Annotated in this window: 17 protein-coding genes and 2 pseudogenes; 9 read left to right on the top strand and 10 right to left on the bottom strand. The window is 68.5% G+C overall.

Annotation, left to right across the window (positions count from 1 at the left end):
- Positions 1-103 precede the first annotated feature (103 nt).
- From ACWIFB_RS07590 to ACWIFB_RS07575, 4 genes are all read right to left on the bottom strand, one after another.
- Positions 104-694: a TetR/AcrR family transcriptional regulator gene (locus tag ACWIFB_RS07590; protein WP_454057860.1), complete on the bottom strand. Its 591-nt coding sequence runs from the start codon at positions 692-694 to the stop codon at positions 104-106.
- The gene (locus tag ACWIFB_RS07585) at positions 687-3,167 is read right to left on the bottom strand and encodes an MMPL family transporter (RefSeq protein ID WP_454057859.1); all 2,481 of its coding nucleotides are present in this window, start codon (positions 3,165-3,167) and stop codon (positions 687-689) included. The genes ACWIFB_RS07590 and ACWIFB_RS07585 overlap by 8 nt, the downstream gene beginning before the upstream one ends.
- Before the next feature lie 121 nt (positions 3,168-3,288).
- The gene (locus ACWIFB_RS07580; RefSeq protein WP_344992119.1) at positions 3,289-4,188 is read right to left on the bottom strand and encodes a 3-hydroxyacyl-CoA dehydrogenase; all 900 of its coding nucleotides are present in this window, start codon (positions 4,186-4,188) and stop codon (positions 3,289-3,291) included.
- A complete protein-coding gene (locus ACWIFB_RS07575) occupies positions 4,185-5,624 on the bottom strand; it encodes an NAD(P)/FAD-dependent oxidoreductase (protein WP_454057858.1) in 1,440 nt (479 codons plus the stop codon). The genes ACWIFB_RS07580 and ACWIFB_RS07575 overlap by 4 nt, the downstream gene beginning before the upstream one ends.
- Before the next feature lie 196 nt (positions 5,625-5,820).
- Here ACWIFB_RS07575 and ACWIFB_RS07570 point away from each other — a divergent pair, with 196 nt between their 5' ends.
- The 3 genes from ACWIFB_RS07570 to ACWIFB_RS07560 all read left to right on the top strand — a co-directional run bounded on the left by ACWIFB_RS07570 (position 5,821) and on the right by ACWIFB_RS07560 (position 8,225).
- Complete coding sequence (locus tag ACWIFB_RS07570; RefSeq protein ID WP_454057857.1) at positions 5,821-6,069, top strand: BatC protein; 249 nt, start codon at positions 5,821-5,823, stop codon at positions 6,067-6,069.
- 6 nt (positions 6,070-6,075) lie between these two features.
- Positions 6,076-7,326, top strand: coding sequence for a cupin domain-containing protein (locus tag ACWIFB_RS07565; RefSeq protein ID WP_454057856.1), 1,251 nt, complete (start codon positions 6,076-6,078; stop codon positions 7,324-7,326).
- Positions 7,327-7,406: 80 nt separating this feature from the next.
- Positions 7,407-8,225, top strand: a complete 819-nt coding sequence (locus tag ACWIFB_RS07560) for a sucrase ferredoxin (protein ID WP_454057946.1) — start codon at positions 7,407-7,409, stop codon at positions 8,223-8,225.
- Positions 8,226-8,270: 45 nt separating this feature from the next.
- Here ACWIFB_RS07560 and ACWIFB_RS07555 read toward each other — a convergent pair whose 3' ends face one another.
- Complete coding sequence (locus tag ACWIFB_RS07555) at positions 8,271-9,242, bottom strand: VOC family protein (protein ID WP_454057855.1); 972 nt, start codon at positions 9,240-9,242, stop codon at positions 8,271-8,273.
- Positions 9,243-9,326: 84 nt separating this feature from the next.
- On the bottom strand, positions 9,327-10,526 hold the full coding sequence (locus ACWIFB_RS07550; protein ID WP_454057854.1) for an acyl-CoA dehydrogenase family protein: 1,200 nt from the start codon (positions 10,524-10,526) through the stop codon (positions 9,327-9,329).
- Positions 10,527-10,671: 145 nt separating this feature from the next.
- Between ACWIFB_RS07550 and ACWIFB_RS07545 the strand changes: the two genes are divergently transcribed.
- A complete protein-coding gene (locus ACWIFB_RS07545; protein WP_454057853.1) occupies positions 10,672-11,238 on the top strand; it encodes a flavin reductase family protein in 567 nt (188 codons plus the stop codon).
- Between the two features lie 59 nt (positions 11,239-11,297).
- On the opposite strand, the gene ACWIFB_RS07540 is transcribed toward ACWIFB_RS07545, so the two are convergent.
- From ACWIFB_RS07540 to ACWIFB_RS07530, 3 genes are all read right to left on the bottom strand, one after another.
- Positions 11,298-11,531, bottom strand: coding sequence for a hypothetical protein (locus ACWIFB_RS07540; RefSeq protein WP_454057852.1), 234 nt, complete (start codon positions 11,529-11,531; stop codon positions 11,298-11,300).
- Entirely contained in the window at positions 11,531-12,667 is a 1,137-nt protein-coding gene (locus tag ACWIFB_RS07535) for a Rieske 2Fe-2S domain-containing protein (RefSeq protein ID WP_454057851.1), read from the bottom strand. The genes ACWIFB_RS07540 and ACWIFB_RS07535 overlap by 1 nt, the downstream gene beginning before the upstream one ends.
- A gap of 90 nt (positions 12,668-12,757) precedes the next feature.
- Positions 12,758-13,555, bottom strand: coding sequence for an IclR family transcriptional regulator (locus tag ACWIFB_RS07530; protein ID WP_454057850.1), 798 nt, complete (start codon positions 13,553-13,555; stop codon positions 12,758-12,760).
- 245 nt (positions 13,556-13,800) lie between these two features.
- On the opposite strand from ACWIFB_RS07530, the gene ACWIFB_RS07525 reads away from it, so the two are divergent.
- Together ACWIFB_RS07525 and ACWIFB_RS07520 are read left to right on the top strand one after the other, a co-directional pair.
- A complete protein-coding gene (locus ACWIFB_RS07525; protein WP_454057945.1) occupies positions 13,801-14,313 on the top strand; it encodes a nuclear transport factor 2 family protein in 513 nt (170 codons plus the stop codon).
- Positions 14,314-14,342: 29 nt separating this feature from the next.
- Positions 14,343-15,215, top strand: a complete 873-nt coding sequence (locus ACWIFB_RS07520; RefSeq protein ID WP_454057849.1) for an SDR family NAD(P)-dependent oxidoreductase — start codon at positions 14,343-14,345, stop codon at positions 15,213-15,215.
- On the opposite strand, the pseudogene ACWIFB_RS07515 reads toward ACWIFB_RS07520, so the two are convergent.
- Positions 15,193-15,417 (bottom strand): annotated as a pseudogene (locus ACWIFB_RS07515) (hemin ABC transporter ATP-binding protein); the annotation flags it as partial. The gene ACWIFB_RS07520 and the pseudogene ACWIFB_RS07515 overlap by 23 nt on opposite strands.
- A gap of 105 nt (positions 15,418-15,522) precedes the next feature.
- Between ACWIFB_RS07515 and ACWIFB_RS07510 the strand changes: the two are divergent.
- The 3 genes and pseudogenes from ACWIFB_RS07510 to ACWIFB_RS07500 all read left to right on the top strand — a co-directional run.
- Positions 15,523-15,684, top strand: coding sequence for a hypothetical protein (locus tag ACWIFB_RS07510; protein WP_454057848.1), 162 nt, complete (start codon positions 15,523-15,525; stop codon positions 15,682-15,684).
- Positions 15,685-15,856: 172 nt separating this feature from the next.
- Entirely contained in the window at positions 15,857-16,552 is a 696-nt protein-coding gene (locus tag ACWIFB_RS07505) for a hypothetical protein (protein WP_454057847.1), read from the top strand.
- A gap of 379 nt (positions 16,553-16,931) precedes the next feature.
- Positions 16,932-17,126: pseudogene (locus ACWIFB_RS07500) on the top strand (MFS transporter); the annotation flags it as partial.
- Positions 17,127-17,368: the final 242 nt, after the last annotated feature.

Raw genomic sequence — 17,368 nt, 5'->3', positions numbered from 1 at the left:
GCCGCACGACGAGAGCCGCCGCTCGGTATCGCACACCGGGCGGCGGCTCTCACGTGATCACGAGCCCGGCGTCTCGCTGCCGGACGCCCGGGCCTCCTCGGGGCTAACCATCGAAGCCGTGAGCGAGCACCTCGAAGGCCTCGTCGAGCAGACCCGCCAGGGAGGAGTCGCCCTCGCGTTGCCGTGTCGCGTGCTTCCTCAGCGCGGCGCCGCACGCGGCCATGCTCAGATCCACCGTGAGTCGGGCGCGGAACTCGGTTCCGTTCTGTATGCGCTGACGGACCGATTCGTACAGAGGGCCGAGGATGTCCTCGATGTCGGGTCGCCTCTCCGGACCCAGGACGAACCCGATCCGCTCACCGAGTACGGCGAGGTTTCCGAGGGCGACGATGTCGTCCTCGGGCCGGGTGTAGGCCTCCTTGAGGATGCCGTGGAGGATGCGCAGTGCGGACATGTCAGAGGGCGCGTTCTCCACCTGCTTCGCCCACCGCGCGACCTGTTCGCGGACGAAGTACAGGAACGCGTCCTCGCGGCGGGCGAAGTAGTTGTGGAACGTCCGAGTGGAGACGCCGGCCCGTTCGGCGATGGCGGCGACGGTGGCCCCCTCCACGCCATGGCTGACGAGGAGTTCCACCGCCGCCACCGAGAGCCGTGTCCGGGTGTCGGCCTTCTTGCGCTCGCGCAGACTAGTCACGCTGCCCGCTCCCGGCACCCCCGTCGGAGGTCTCGCCACGGTCCTCGTGCTTCCCGGCGGCGGGAGACTGGTCGGCCACCGTCATCGAGGAGTGGCGTCCGGCGGCGACGGCGTCCCGGGACTCGTGCGGTCCACCGGCGACGTTGTCGTCGTCGTCCTTCTCTTCCAGGGCGGAGCCCTCGACGTCGACGGAAGGCAGGATCCGATCGAGCCAGTGCGGGATCTTCCAGGCGTTCTCGCCGAGCAGGAACATCACGGCCGGGATGATGGTCATGCGGACGATGAAGGCGTCGAAGAACACCGCGACCGCCAGGGCGAAGCCCATCACCTTGATGAACTGCTCGTCGATCGTCATGAAGGCGGCGAAGACGCTCATCATGATCAGTGCGGCGGCGGTGACCACGCGGGCGCCGTGCTTGAACCCGTTGGAGACCGCGTTGTGCGCGGTCTTGCCGTGGACCCAGCCCTCGCGCATCCGGGTGACCAGGAAGACCTGGTAGTCCATGGCCAGGCCGAACACGATGCCGATGAGCATGATCGGCAGGAAGCTGATGACCGGCTGCGGATCGGAGATGATCCCGAGCCAGCCCTCCTGCCAGATCGCCACCGTGAGCCCGAAGGTGGCAGCCACCGACAGGGCGAAGCCCAGCGCGGCGATCAACGGCACCCAGATGGACCGGAAGACGAGCATGAGCAGCAGGAACGCGAGTGCGAGCACGATGCCGACGTAGGGGAGCAGGACCTCGGAGAGTCGTTCGGAGATATCCTCGTAGATCGGGGTGACGCCGGTGACCGAGTAGGTGCCACCGGTCTGCGCCTCGAAATTACCGACCCCGCCGCGGATGCTCTCCAACACGTCCGCGGCGCGTTCGTCGGTGGCGCCGTACTCGGGGGTGATGAGCACCTGTGCCGCGTCGCCGGCCTCGTTCGGCTCGATGATCTGGGCGTTCCGTACGCCGTCGATCGACTGGATGTCCGTTGCCGCGGTGGCCCACGCCGCGGGCCGCTCCTCCTCGGGGACCGCGAGGGTGTCGACGAAGGCGATCATCGGGGCGTTGCGCCCGGGGCCGAACTTCTCCGCGGTGATGTCGTAGGCGATCCGGTTGGGGGTGTCGGGGGCCATGGTGCCGTCCGAGGGCATGGCCAGTCGCAGGTTCACGGCGGGCAGCGCCAGCAGGATCAGCAGGAGGATGCTCGCCGCGCCGAAGAGGATCGGGTGCGCGCGCACCCGGCGGACCCACGTCAGGCCCATCGTCGGCTTCTCGTCCTCCGGGTCCGGGGCCTTGACGCCCCCGATGCGGGCGCCGAACACCTTGGTGCCGACTGCGCCGAGGATGGCCGGTAGCAGCGTGATCGCGACGAGAACCGCGATCGCGACGGTGGCGGCGGCGGAGAGCGCCATCGCGGTGAGGAACGGGATGTTGATGATCGACAGCGCGGCCAGCGCGATGAGGACGGTCAGCCCGGCGAAGACCACCGCGGAACCGGCCTTACCCACGGCGAGTCCGGCCAGGTGGGCCCGCTGACGGAAGTCGATCTCCTTGAGTTTGGCGGCCAGTTCCCGCGGCTCGAGGTCGTTGCCACCGATGTACTTGACGAGTTCCGTGCGGTAGCGCGAGACGATGAACAGGGCGTAGTCGATGCCCACCGCGAGACCGATCATGGACGCCAGCGTCGGCGTCATGGTGTTGATGGTGTCGGTGAACCGGGTGGCCGCGAAGATGCCCGCGATGCCGATCCCCACACCGATCACTCCGGTGAGCAGCGGCATGCCGGCGGCGATCAGAGAGCCGAAGGTCAGGGTGAGGATGATCGCGGCGACGGCGATGCCGATGATCTCGCCGGTCGCGCTGATCTCGTTCATCTGGAACGCGTTGCCGGAGTAGGCGATGGTCAGCGTGTCCTGGTACTCGGCGACGAGATCGGCGAAGGCCTCCTGGTCGGCGGCCTCGACTTCCATCGTGCTCTCGGCCGCGAACTCGACCTGGACGGTGCCGGTCGTCTCGTCCTCGCTCAACGGGCTCAGGGCCGCGATGTCGGCGTCGATCTGCTCGGGCGGGAGCCCCTGCGCGGCCTTGGCCTCCGTCATCTGCTGCGTCATACCCTCGGCCGCCAGGACCGGGTTGACGATCGCGTCCGTCGCGGTGAGGTAGTCGAGTTCACGGACGTCGGCGAGGAAGGCGTCGACGTCCTCGCTCACCGCGGGGTCGGTGAGCGTCGTGCCCTCGGGCGCCTGGATCACGACGGTGCCCGTGGGCGCCTGCAGTTGATCCTCCGAGCCGGCGAACCGCTCCTGCATGGCCTCCTGGGTCTCGATGGATTCGAGTCCGGGGATCGAGAAGGTGGTGCTCGTCTGCTGCGACAGGGTGGCTGCGGCGGTGCCCATGCCGATGATCAGCAGCAGCCAGGCGGCGATGAACCTCCACCTGTGCAGATAGGCCGATCGTCCGATGCGGTAGAGAAATGTCGCCATGCTGCAGGATCCTCGGGTCGGGGGATGTGCTGACCCGTGGAGTTTTGCAGGAACACTGCACGATTGCACGGCCGTGCAAAGAAATGTGGCCAAGCTCTCCCGCGTCGCGGCCCGCGTCGGCTCAGGGGTGGTTCCAGCTGGTGACCGGCTCCTGCACGTTGCCGTCGGAGTCGTAGGTGTAGAAGCCCTCTCCGTCGCCGAGGCCGGCCTTACCGGCGTCGATGCCCTTCTGGAGCAGGTCGGCGAACTTGATCCGCGCCGGGTCGCCGGAGGCGCGGGCGATGTTGGCGGCGACGTTGAAGCCGACGGTGTCGTAGACCTGGAACGGGCCGGCGGGCGCGCCGGTGGCGGTGCGCCAGACGTTGTCGATGTCGGCGGGGTTGGCGATGCCGTTGACGTAGAGCTCGGCGCCCGCGTTCAGCCAGGGGACGAGCAGGCCGTTGAGCAGGTATCCGGGCGTCTCCTTGAGGACGGGCACCGGCACGAGTCCGATCTCGGCGGCGAACTCGAGGACGATCTCGAAGTATTTCCGGTCGGTCTGCTGCGCGACCATCACCTCGCCGGTGTTGTAGCGCCAGACGAGGTTGGCGAAATGCAGGGCGAGGAACTTCTCGGGCCGTCCGGTCTCGGCCGCGAAGTCGCTGGGGCGGAGCGTGGAGGTGTTGGTGGCGAAGATGGTCTTCTCGGGCGCGCTCCGGCCGATCTTCGTCCACACGTCCTTCTTGAGGTCGAGGTTCTCCGGTACGGCCTCGATCACCAGGTCGGCGTCGGCGACGGCCTCGGGGATGTCGGTGGTGGTGCGGATGGAGGCGACGGCCTCGTCGAAGCGCTTCTCGTCGAAGTCCGGCAGGTCGCGCCTGTAGTAGTCGCGCATCCATTCCCACCGCTCCGGAAGCTTGGCCAGGAGCTCGTCGGAGATGTCGTAGCCGGTCACGGTTTTCCCGTGGTAGGCCGCCTGCATGATGATCTGGGAACCGAGTACACCGGTTCCGAACACGGTGACGTTCGTGATGTCCGTCATGACTGACTCCTCTCGCCCGGGGTGGCGCCCCCGGGGCCTGTCGTGGTGCTGGTCGCGGATTCGGCGCCGGTGCCGGTGGTTGGTGTGGTGGCGGGCTCGGTGGGGCCCTGCCGTCGGGCGCGCGCGTACTCGTCCGGCTGGTGCACCACGACCTGTGTGCGCCTCCGGGTGAGGTAGTCGCGGAACCACGACACGAGTGCGGCGGCACGCTGGGACCAGCCCGACAGCAGGACGAGGTGCACTCCGAGCCAGGCCAGGAAGGCGAGCATGCCCTGGATCTGGAACCGGCGCGGGCCCATCTCCGCGATCGCGTGGCCGCGGCCGACCATGGCCATCACGCCCATGTCGCGGAAGCGGAACGGCTTCCGTGCCCGGCCTTGGAGGTCCGCGCAGATGTTGTCGGCCGCCCAGGTGCCGGACTGTTTGGCCACCGAGCCCAGTTGAGGCAGTGCGCGGCCCTTGGCATCGGTGATGTTCGCGGCGTCGCCGAGGACGTACACGCCGGGCAGCCCGGGGGCGGTGAGGTCGGGTTCGACGTCCACGCGCCCGCCGCGGCCGGTCGTCAGGCCGGCGGGCTCGAGCAGTCCGGAGGCCTTGAGCCCGGCCGTCCAGACGACGATGGCAGCCGGCAGCTCGGTGCCGTCCTCGAGCGCCACGCCGCTGGTGGAGACCGAGGAGACCGCTCTGCCCAGGTGGATCCGGACGCCGAGTTCTTCGAGGCTGCGGCGGGTGTACTTCTGCGAGCGCTTCGAGAAAGGCGGCAGGACCGTGTCGACCATGTCGACCAGGTGCACCTCGCACTGCGCGGCGGCGAACTCGTCCGAGTAGTACTCCGACACCACGAACTTGATGTTCTCCGCGATCGCGCCGGCGGTCTCGACCCCGTTTGGGCCCGCCCCCACCACGACCACCGCGAATGTGCCCCGGCGCTCCGCGGCGTCGCGGGTGGCGGCGGCTCTCTCGAGCGCGCCGAGCATCGCCGAGGACAGGCTGGTGGCGTCGTCGACGGAGTACAGCGGGTACGCCAGCTCGCGCGCTCCCGGGGTGTCGAAGAAGTTGGGTTCGGACCCGCTGGCCAGCACGAGGATCCGGCCGCGGTACGTCAGCCCGTCGTCGGTGGTGACGGTTTTGGCGGCGGCGTCGACGGAGGCCACGCGCGCGGTCCGGATGGTCACGTGCTCCCGTTGGCGATGCAGTATGCCGCGCAGCGGGCGCGCCACGGTGGAGATCGCGATCTGCGCGGTCGCCGCCTGGTAGAGCAGGGGCTGGAACTGGTGATAGTTGTTCTGGTCGAGCAACAGCACGTCCACGCCGGAGCGTCCCAGTTGCTTGGCGGCGTAGAGGCCGGCGAATCCGGCACCCACGATCACCACGTCGTGTTCGATCGCCGAGTGTCCGTCGGCGGGATCAGTGTCTTGTGCCGATGTGTTCACCATGGCTCGTCCCTACTCTGCCTGGGAGGAGATGTCCACCGCGGCCGGACCGGTCGTGCCGATGCCGGGCCGGTGCCATAGTGGGAATCGCACGTCCCATCGTGTCCGGGCTTACAGCCTCGACAGGTGGCCACATCGCACGACATCGCGCAGCTCGACCCCGTGCGGGTCGGGGCCTGCACCGAAGAGAGGAATGCAGATGGCTATCAACGACGACGACATCACCACCTCCGGCGCGAAGGGAGAGGGCACCGCGGACGGCGGCTCCAACCCGGGCGGGCATGACGGCGGCGCTGACGGTTCCGCTTCAGCGGGCGAGGGCACTGCCGACGGCGGCTCGAACCCCGGCGGCCACGACGGTGGCGCTGACGGCTCGGCCGGCGAGGGCACTGCTGACGGCGGTTCCAACCCGGACGGGCACGACGGCGGCGCTGACGGCGCGGCCTGAGCGAAGGTGCTCGAGCGGTGCGTCGCACGCGGCCGGGATGAGTTCGCGGCGGACTACTGGGGTCAGCAGCCCCTGCTGAGTCCGGCGGCCCGTCTGCCACGCGACTTCTCCGACCTGCTCACGCCGGCGATGGTCGACGAGATCATCGCCGAACGTGGGTTGCGCACGCCGTTCATCCGGATGGCGCGGGAGGGCACGCTCGTCGACCGGGCATGCTTCACCCGGACCGGCGGGTTCGGCGCACTGATGCCCGACCAGGTCGACCCCGACGGCGTACTCACGGAGTTCGCCGCCGGGGCGACGATCGTGTTGCAGGGTCTGCACCGGTTCTGGCCGCCGATCATCGACTTCGTCCGCGGCATGACCTCGGATGTCGGCCACCCGGTGCAGACCAACGCGTACATCACCCCGCCCGCCAACCGGGGATTCGATCCGCACTACGACGTGCACGACGTGTTTGTCCTCCAGATTTCCGGCATCAAGCGCTGGCGGGTGCACGAGCCCGTCCATCGCCACCCGCTTCCCGACCAGCCGTGGACCGATCACCGCGAGGCGATCGCCGCTCGTGCGGTGCGGGCCCCGGTCATCGACGCGGTGCTCGAGCCGGGGGACTGCCTCTACCTGCCGCGCGGCTGGGTCCATTCGGCCGAGGCGCAGGGTGACACCTCTATTCACCTCACCGTGGGTGTGTCCCCCTTCACCGGGCACGACGTCGCCACGGCGGTGATCGAGGCACTGGCCTCGGAGGAGGAGTTGCGCGCGTCGCTGCCGCTCGGCCTGGCCCCGGTCGACGCCGCACGGACCGAGGAGCACACCCGCCGGGTCCTCGATGTACTGGCCGGGCTGATCGCCGAGAAGCAGGAAGAACTCGGAGCGCTCGCCGGCGACACGCTCGTCACGCAGTACTTTGATCTGACGCGACCCGCCGCGGTACGTCCGCTGGCCACCCTCGACGCCCTAGCCGCGCTCGATGCCGACACCGTTCTTCGGTGGCGTGACGGCCTCCACGGCTCGATCGACCCCGCTCCCGCCGGCTCTGACGTCGCGGCCGACGCTCACGCCGCCGCCGACGCGGCCACGGTCGTCCTGCGGCTGCCCGCCAAGTCGATCACCTTCCCGGCGGAGTGCGCCCCCGCTCTGCGCGCGGTGCTCGACGGCGGTCCCGTCAACGCCGGCTCGCTACCGGGTCTGGATGTGGACGACGGCCTCGTGGTGCTCCGCCGCCTGTTGCGGGAGGCAGTACTGGTGGCACTGTGAGCAGGCCTGCGGACTGGGAGCCGTGCAGTGACTCCGCGCTGCGCCGCGGCGATCCCCTCGAGGGATCGGGGTCGCGCGGGATGCGGTGGCTCATGCTCGAGCTCGCCGGCCCGTGGGGGCATTCGGCGTTGCTGGAATCGCCCGGGGTTCTCTCGCCCGAACTGGGCCGCCGCATCGCTCGGCGTGCCCAGTCGGAGGACATCCGGGTGGCGGCGATCCGCCGTCCGGGTAAGCGCTCCGGACAGCGGCGTTGGCGGTGGGCACTGGCCGATGCCCGGCCCGGACAGGAGTCCCTGCGGTGGGGCGAGGTGGACGGTCCCGACGGTTTCGCGGAGATTCCCCTCGACGGCTCCGCGGGCTCACCGTCCGACGAGCCCCTGGTCGCGATCTGCGCGCACGGCAAGCACGACCAGTGCTGCGCCGTCCGTGGCCGACGCGCCACGACGCTGATCGCCGAGCGGTACCCGGAGGCGACGTGGGAGTGCTCGCATCTGGGCGGAGACCGGTTCGCCGCGACGATGATCGTGCTGCCGCACGGTCTTTTCTACGGCCGCGTCGATATGGCGGCGGATCCGGCCGACATCATCACCCGGTACACCGAGGGCCGGGTCGACCCGCGCCACCTCCGGGGTCGCAGCAGCTACCCGGCGGCGGTGCAGGTCGCGCAGCACCGCGCCCGGCCGTTGCTCGGCGACGACCGCATCGACGCCTTGGCCCCGCTGGACGTGACCGACGTCGACGACGCCGGCCACGTCGTCGTCACCCTCGAGGGCCCGCTCGGGCCTATCGGGGTGCGACTGCGGGAGACCTTCTCCGAGCCGATCTTCACCATGTGCCAGGCCCGCTCGGCCGGCCCGGTCACGCAGTGGGAGCTCGTCAGCATCAGCGCTCTGGAGTGACGCGGCTGGCGAGGGGGCCGGGCCGAGCAGTCGCCCGGAGCCGGGTCAGGCGTTCTCGACCACGGGCTCGGCGAGGTCGTCAGCCACGGTCTCGGCAGTGGCGTCGTCGAGCGGGATGGTGCAGGCGAGCGGCTCACTGCCGGACCAGTCGTGGCCCCAGTAACTGTCGGCGGAGATGAGCTGCGGTAGGTAGCTGTTCTCGTCCACCGTGAGGCCGTCGTAGCCGTACTCGATGTCCCACCCACCGGGGGCGCGGAGGTAGTAGGACACCATCTTGTCGTTGGTATGCCTGCCGAGGGTGGAAGAGATCGTGAACCCGTGCTCGAGCGTGCGCTCCATGGCCTGGGCGACCTGGTCCATCTCGGCCACTTCGAGCATGATGTGCACGATCCCGGGGCCCATCTGCGGGGCCGGCATCACGGCGAAGCTGTGGTGACGCGGGTTGACGCCCATGAACTGGATCCGCAGGGGAGGCATGCCGGGCGCCGGGGGGAACGGGAAGGCGCCGCGAGTGTGGAAGCCCAGCACGTCGCGGTAAAACGCGATGGTGGCCTCGTGGTCGGTCGACGGCACGACGATGTGGCCCAGGCCCAGTTCGTCACTGACGAATTCGGTACGGAACTTCGTGGATACGGCGGAGTGGTCGAGGCCGGCGCCGTGGAAGATCTCGAGGGGCTGGCCGGTGGGGTCCTCGAGCGCGATGAGCTCGTCCACGTCGCGGGCGCGCGCCTCGTCGTAGGACAGGTCGCGGTACTGCACACCGTGCTCGCGCAGTGAGGCGCGGACCCGGTCCAGGGCGATCTCGTCGCGGACCTCCCAGCCCATCGCGGTGAGCTTGTCGGTCTCGCCGCGGCGGATGACCAGTCGGTAGGAGCGCTCGTCGAGTCGCAGGTAGAGGGCGTCGTCGGTGGACAGGGCGCCTTCGCCCAGGTCGAGGACGTCAAAGGCGAGTGTGCGCCAGCGATCGAGTTCGGTGGTGTCGATCGTGAGGTAGCCGAGAGCTCGGATGTCTCCCATGGGAAGAGGCCTTTCGTGAAGTGGTGGTGGGGTGGTGCCTCGGGTACGGCCGGGTGTGCCGCGCAGACGGCGATACCCGGACCGTCAGATCATGGCGCGTAGCGGACCCTCGGGATCCACTCCGAGGCCGGAGAGGGCGGAGGCGTGGTAGACGGTGCTGGGGACGTGGATGGCGTGGTGGAGCCCGGCGTGCGCGTCTCGCCAGAACCGCTGCATCGGCTTGTCCATGCGCAGGGCCGTGCCGCCGCAGCGGTCGTAGACATTGTCGATGGCGCGGACGGCGGTCCAGGCGACGTCGACCTGGGTGCGGCGGCCCTGGGCGCGGCGGTCGAAGCCGACCTCGTCCCCGCGGTCCACGATCTCCCATATCTCCTCCGCATTGGCGATGAGCGCCTGGCGCGCCTGATACACCTTGGCCTCGGCGTCGCCCAGTTGGTACAGGACGTAGGGGTCATCCTTGATGGCGGTGCCCTGCGCGCCGATGCGATCCTCGAGATATTCGCGTGCCGTGTCGAGAAAGCCCTCGCAGATGCCGATCGTGGCCGACGAGATGCCCAGTGGGAACATGCAGGACCACGGCATGCGGTAGACGGTCTGCTCGAGACCGGCCTTCGCGATCTGGGTGCCGTCGATGAGATGGTCGTACTCCATGACGCGCTCGGTGGGGATGAACGCGTCCTCCACGATGAGATCCTTGGAGCCTGTCCCGCGCAGGCCCACCACGTCCCAGGAGTCCTCGACGATCTCGTAGTCCGTGCGGGGGATGATGACGTGCAGCATGCGGGGCGGAAGGCTCATCGATCCGTCGGCCTCGTGCGCCATGGCGCCGAGGAACGCCCAGGTGCAGTGGTCGGTGCCGGAGGAGAAGCTCCACCGTCCGGACATCCGGTAGCCGCCTTCGACGGGGATGGCGGCGCCGTTGGGCATGTAGGGGGACGCCATCCACGTGTCCGCGTCGCTACCCCAGACGTCGTCCTGGACGCTTGTGTCCGCCATGGCGAGCTGCCACGGGTGGACGCCGACGATGCCGGCCACCCAGCCGGCGCTCGGGTTGACCGCGGCGATGCCCATGACCGTCTCGGCGAATTGGCGGGGAGTGGCCTCCATGCCGCCGTACCGGACGGGCTGGAGCATGCGGATCACGCCTGCGTCCTTCATGCGCGCGACGGTGGCATCGGCCAGCTTGCCGAGCTGATCGGCCTCCAGGCCTTCCGCGAAGAGGGCGTCGCGGTCAGCGGTGACCTGGGCAAGGACCGTGCCAGGGGTGGTGAGGGTTCCGGTCATCGGGAAGCCTTTCGAACGTGGCGGCCGTGGGTCGCCGGGTGGATTGCCTCCACTGTGGCCCATGGTGTGTTCTGTATCACGTCGAGTTTCCGGTGAGTGGGAACCGAGTCCGCTCCGCGACGTGGTGAGGGTCACCCTGGAGAGCATGAATGACACGATTGATCTGACCGACAACCGCGCATTGCGCGACGTCCTGGGGCGTTTTGGCACAGGCGTCTGCGTGGTGACCGGGCGGGACGACGACGGCAACACGGTGGGCATGACCTGCCAGTCCTTCATGGGCGTGTCGCTGGATCCTCCACTGGTGCTGATCTCGGTGATGAAGACATCGCGGACGTTGCCGCACCTCAAGACGTCGTCTGGCTTCGCGGTGAGCGTGCTGGGCGAGGGTGATGAGGCCATCTCGGCGATGGCCGGGAGCAAGGCGCCGGACAAGTTCGATCATGTCCCGCTGTGTCCGACGGAGGGTGGGCACCGGGTCATCGACGGCGCCCCGGCGTGGTTCGTCTGCGGTCTCGAGGCCTGGGTCGAGGCCGGCGACCACGAACTGCTCATTGGCCGCGTCGTAGAGGCGGGCCCGGCCGTCAGCGACCGCAGGCCGTTGATGTTCCACGACAGCCGGTACGCCTCGCTGCTGGACGAGTCGGTCCTGCCGGTGGCCGCGGACCTGTCCGGTCTGCTCACCGCGACCGGTGCTGATACCTGGTTCTGACGGGCGCGGACGCGAGACGCCCCTGCCGAGTGGTCGGCAGGGGCGTCTGTCGTCGGTGGTCAGGTACCGGGCACGCGCTCGCGGGCGTCGATCAGCCCGTCGTCAAAGGCGGCGCGCACGGCTGCGGTGAGGGTCTCGCAGCGGCCGGTGGCGAACCGGGCGGGCTCGACCCCGAGCTCGGGGCACGAGGCGTGCCCGTCGGCCCACCGCGTGATCGTGTGTTCGCGCGAGTACTTGGTCACCTCGACGCACGAGTCGCAGCGCGGACAGGCGAGGGCGGTGGCGTCCAGCATCAGGCCCTGCCCATCGCCACGAGATTCTCGGCGACCTCCTGTTTCCAGGTGGCCACGGCGTGGTCGGTGTCGATCTCCACCTCGACGCGCTCGACCATGTCCGGCTCGATGTCCTCGACGTCCACGTAGAACTGCTCGTACCAGCGGCGCAATTGGTACACGGGGCCGTCTTGCTCGGTGAGCAGCGGGTTGTCGATCCGGGCCTTGTCACGCCAGATCTCGACGTCCTGACCGAACCCGTAGGCGAGCGCGTTGGTCAGCGACGCGGCGGCCTGGCGGGCCTCATCGGGGTCGACGCCGGGTTGTTTCCTGGCAGCCACCCCGAAGTTGATGAGGAAGGACTTCTCGTCGATCGGGTAGTGGCTGTTGATGAGCACGGCCTCGACGGTTTTGTCGCCCACTACCAGCTGCTGCGGGTTCACCATGTAGGACGGGCCGAAGTACGACGCCTCGGACCGCAACTCGGACCCCTCGTCCCCGTAGGCGTTGTCGGGGTCGACGTCCGTGCGGGGGCGGCTGTGCATGTACTGGGTGGCCACGTGCCCCTCGAAGACGTTCCGGAAGTAGTGCGGGAACGCCAGGTGCACGTAGAAGAAGTGGGCCATGTCGACGACGTTGTCGATCATCTCCCGGCAGTGTGCACCCTCGACGAGGAACGTCTGCCAGGACCACTCGGTCCATTCGCCATCGTCCCATCCCTCGAGGACGGGGATCGTGACCTCCTCGGTGGGCTGCGAACGCTGAGGGTCGTTCCAGACGAAGAGTTGTCCGTTGCGCACCATCGAGGGCCAGGCGCGCGTCTTGGCGGCCACCGGCACGCGCTTGGCGTACGGGATGCCCGTGCACTTGCCGTCTCCGCCCCAACGCCAGTCGTGGAACGGGCACGCGATGGAGTCGCCCTTGACGGTGCCCTTGGCGAGGTTGCCGCCCATGTGTCGGCAGTAGCCGTCGAGGATCTTCACCCCGTCGGAGGTGCGGAAGACCACGAGGCTGGTACCGAAGATCTTGACCATGTGGGGCTTGCCGTCATCGAAGTCCTCGGCCAGGCCGAGGCAGTGCCATCCGCGGGCGAAGCGGCTCGGGTTGCTGCCGCTCTCGATCTCGCGAACAGGGGTGTCAGTGTGTGTGGGGGTCATCAGGGGCTCCCTTCGTGGCTGTGACCGTGCACACACCGTAGGGAGCGTGATCGTCGTCACGGGGGCCGGTTTCCGGTGGTCGGGAAGTTCCTAGTCCCGTGGCGCTCTGGGAGAGTGGGCGATGTCGGCCAGGATGTCGAGTGCGCAGGTCCGGAGTGCCTGGGGCAGCGTGGAGTCCACACGGAGCCGCTCCGTGGGGCCGAACACCGAGACGGCGACGGTGGTCTGGTGTCCGTCACTGGTGGCCACCGGTCGGACGGTGACGGGGATCGCGACGTCGGACAGATGGGGAAAGAGTTCCCCGTGGACGCGAGCGAGGCCCTCGTCGCGCGCGGTACGCACTGCCTCGGTCAACTGATCCCGCGTCTGCAGACTCTCGCGGGTCGTCCGATCGAGTTGCAGCGGGAAATGGTCGGTGAGGTAGTCGTCCGGCTCGGTGGCCAGGAGGGCCCTGCCGGCCGCGGTGCGGAACGCGGGATGGCGGCCGCCGACGTAGGTGGGTACCACGCTCGGCCTCGCGTCCCCGACCTTGTCCCACCACACGACGTCGGTCCCGTCCAAGTATCCCAGGTGGACGACGAGCCGGGTGCGTTCGCGCACTGTTTCCAGGTGTGGGCGGGCGATGCGGAAGAACCAGTGCCCCTGCCGGGCGATGGTGCCCAGGTGGAAGGGGCGTACCCCGATCTCGTAGTCGTTGCGGATGCGGGTGACCCAACGCCGACGCGTCATCTGTTCGAGCAGTCGATGGACGGTCGTTCGCGGTAGCAAGGTCGTGCGCGAGATCTGGGTGAGGTTCATCGACCCCTCGGTGGCGATGGCGTCGAGGATCAAATCGACTCGGTCGAGAATGCCGGAGAGGGAATCCGGGGCATCGTGAGGGGTGGCCACAGGTGACTCCAATCGGCGAGAGGGAGCGGGTATTCGGGTTGAGTGCGCTGAGCGCTTTCGCGGCGCCGTTGGGACCGGAGCCGCGGTGTGACTGCCCTCACCGTATCCCACTCAGTGGAAGGTGCTTGCGCCAGCCGGGGACGGTTTGCAACTTTCCGGCCACTGGGAATGGTGCCGCGCGCGCTCGTGCGGCAGGGCTAGCGTGGTGTGTGTCACACGATAAGAGGGATGGCATGACAACGCAGATGGACGAACTGACGATGGACCAGCGCCTTGCGCGGCTGGAGGCCGTGCAGCAGATCACGGCACTCAAGCACCGGTACCTGCGCGCGTGCGACAACAAGGATCCCGAGGGATTCCGGGCGGCGTTCATCCGGCACGGAGCGACGATCGACTTCGGGCCCATGGGCAGCTTTCCGGACGCCGACGGGATCGCCGCGGTGTATGAGCAGGTGGCGCTGCATAAAAACGACGGCGCGCACACGATCCTCGACATGCACCACGCGGTGCACCCGGACATCGAGATCTCCGGTGCTGACACGGCGCAGGGGCGATGGAGCCTGCGGTTCCGTCAGATCGACCTGACCGCGTCGACGGAGACCGTCGCCGCGATGGAGTATTGGGACCGCTACGTCATCGAGGACGGTGAGTGGAGAATCTCGCACAGTCGGTCGATGCCGCTGTGGTCTCTCACGCGTCCGCTCGGTGAGGTCATGGCGCTCGCGGACAACATGCCGATCACCATCACCGCCCCGTGATCACCGAACTGAACCCTGGAGGAGAACTCATGCCAGATGTGGAACGCGATCGCGTGATCGTGGTGACCGGTGCGAGCCGAGGGGCGGGCAAGGGCATCGCCCTGGGCCTCGCGGGCCCGGGCACGACGATCTACGTGACGGGTCGGACGCAGCGGGAGGGGGACGCGGCCCTGCCGGGCACGGTCGCGGCCACCGCCGAGGAGATCACCGCTCGGGGTGGGGTCGGCATCCCCGTGGTGTGTGATCATGCCGACGACGACCAGGTCGGCGAACTCTTCGAGCGGGTGCGACGGGAGCACGGTCGGCTGGACGTGCTGGTCAACAACGCACTGGTCGTTCACGACGACCTGACCCGGCCCGGCCCCTTCTGGGAGAAGCCGCTCTCGCTCCAGGTCGTCCTGGACGTCGGGACCCGGTCGAGCTATGCGGCCAGTTGGTTCGCGGCTCCGCTGCTCGTGGCGGGTGGCGGCGGCCTGGTGGTTAACACCTCATCCTTCGGCGGGCGGTGCTACATGCACGGGCCGGCCTACGGCGCGGGCAAGGCTGCCGTGGACAAGATGGCGCACGACATGGCCCACGATTTCCGCCCGTTCGGGGTGGCCGCGATCTCGTTGTGGATGGGCATGCTCCGGACGGAGCGGACGGAGGCGCTCTTCGAGGGCGCCGCCGAGTCGGAGCAATACCAGAGCTTTGTGGCCACCGCGGAGTCCGCCGAGTTCCCCGGCCGCGTGATCGATGCGCTCTTTCGCGACCCGGGATTGATGGAGCGCTCCGGACGGGTGTTGGTGGCCGCCGAACTGGCGGAGGAGTTCGGCCTGCGTGACATCGATGGCAAGCAGCCGCCGTCCCATCGGCCGTTCTTGGGTGCGCCCCCGGAGTTCAGCGAGGCTGTGATCGAGTGAACGCGCCTGTCTCCGGGCGGCGGAATACCTCGACGGGATACCGATACACCTCGGACAGGAGTCCTGCGGTGAGGACGTCATCCGGACGGCCGCACGCGATGATCTCGCCACCGCCCAGAATCGCGACTCTGTCCGAGTAGGCGGCCGCCAGCCTGAGATCGTGCAGCACCACCACCACGCCGGAGCCGGCCGCGGCGCGGGCCGGCGATCTGCATACATCGGCGGCGGGATCGCCTACAGTCGCAAGTCCTGACTGTCCCCCACTTGGGCGGGGCGGAACGTTTTCCATGGTGGTAGGTTTCCGCCCATGCTCAAACTCCTCATCGTCCTACTCGTTATCTGGCTGGCCCTCGGCATCATCGGGATTGCCGTCAAGGGCCTGGTCTGGCTCGCGGCCATCGGCGCCGTACTGTTCGTCGTCACCGCCGTGTGGGGTTTCGTCAAGCGAGAGACGCTCAACCGGCGCTGACGCGAAGCCTGATCGTTCGGGCGCTTCTCTGCGAATCTGTCGCGCAGGAGCGCCCGTTCGGCATTTCACAGGCGTGTGCCCCAAGGGATCCCGCGCGCGCCGATCCTCCGGTGGACAACTCGACCACGTATCGGAAGATCGGCGGCAAGACCGATGACGAATGGAGTGGATCATGAGGGTCACTAGTGGTGCCGCGGTCACCCTGGCGGCAAGCTTGATGGTCTTGTCAGGCTGCAGCACGGCCGGCGAGGACGCCCCCTCGGTCCCCGTGTCGACGAGCACCGTTCTCGCCACCCAGGAATCCGCTGATCCTGACGCCGGCGCATCGGGGGAGCGGACATCCGCGGGTCCGGCAGCGTCCTCGGACGGGGGCGTCGACGAGATCCGGGACGGTGAGTGGCAGATCGGCGATGCGGGAACGGTGGAGTTCACCTACGCCGACGGTCGTCTGTCGCTGGGCGCGATCACCGGGGCTGACGGCTGGCAGCATCGGGTCGGCGACGAGCAGGACGACGAGCTCACCGTGCACTTCGCCAACGGTGCCGCGCGGTGGAAGTTCGAGGTCGATCTCGATTCCGAAGGAATGGAGATCTCGAAGGAGTTCACCCTCACTGATGCGGACGCCGGCATCTTCGAGGTGGGCGACGCTGGCGAAGTCTCGTTCTCCGGTGCGGCCGACGCGGTGACGATGGGCGAGGTGACGCCCCGCGAGGGCTGGACGGTGACCTCGCGGGACGAGTCGTCGAGTTCGGTGGAGATCGAGTTCCGTGACGACTCGGGCGGCAAGGCCGAGTTCGAGGTGGAGAGCGATCACGGTGCTCTCGAGGTGGAGATCAGCCAGAAGCGTCGCGGAGGGACACCGGCCTGACGCCCCCGCCCGCCGGACCGGCTGCGCATGCCACCCTCCGTCTAAGGGTGCGCATATGTGTGATCTGTTAACTGGTTTGGCACACGGTGCGACGGGTGTCTGACATGGGTACGGCGACTTTCGTCCGTCGCCCGTGTGTGCGCGGTCTTCGGCCACGATTACCGCTTCACCGCGGACGCCGAGGTGATGCGCTGGGCTTGCGATCGCGGCTGCGGAGACGGCGGGGAGAAGACGTATTCCAGCGCGGCGGAGGCGGCGCGCTTCTCCCGCGCCTTTGATCGCCGCGACACCCGGGATCCGGGACAACGAGCCCTGCTGATCGGACTGGAGCCACTGCGATTGTGGCGCAGGCCCCCCGCCCCGAGGCAAAGAGGTCGTCATGAGCTCTCAGAGCGTGGAATTGGGCACGCTCACCACCAAGGTGCCGTCGCGTCTTGACCGGTTGCCGTGGTCGAGGTTCCACTGGCGGGTGGTGCTGGGCCTGGGCGGTGTCTGGGTGTTGGATGGGCTCGAGGTCACGATGGTCGGCAACGTGGCCTCCCGGCCGACCGAAGCCGGGTCGGGAATCGAGCTCGCGCGGGCTGTCCGGCACGTGCCGTACTTCACGGCGATCTGGGCGGTGTCCAACTTCGCGCGGCCGGTGGTGTTGGGTCACTTCTTCGACTCGGTGAGTCGCAAACTCATGATCACGGCGACCTACGTTGGTTCGGGCCTACTGGCCGCCGTTATGGAGGTGGTGATGTTGACCGGGTCGGACAGTCTGTGGTTGTTCGAATTCTGCTTGTCGTGACCTTCTTCATCGCCTCTGCGGGGGGC

Source organism: Dietzia sp. NPDC055340 (assembly GCF_053645335.1).
This window is presented reverse-complemented; position numbering and strand designations above follow the sequence as displayed.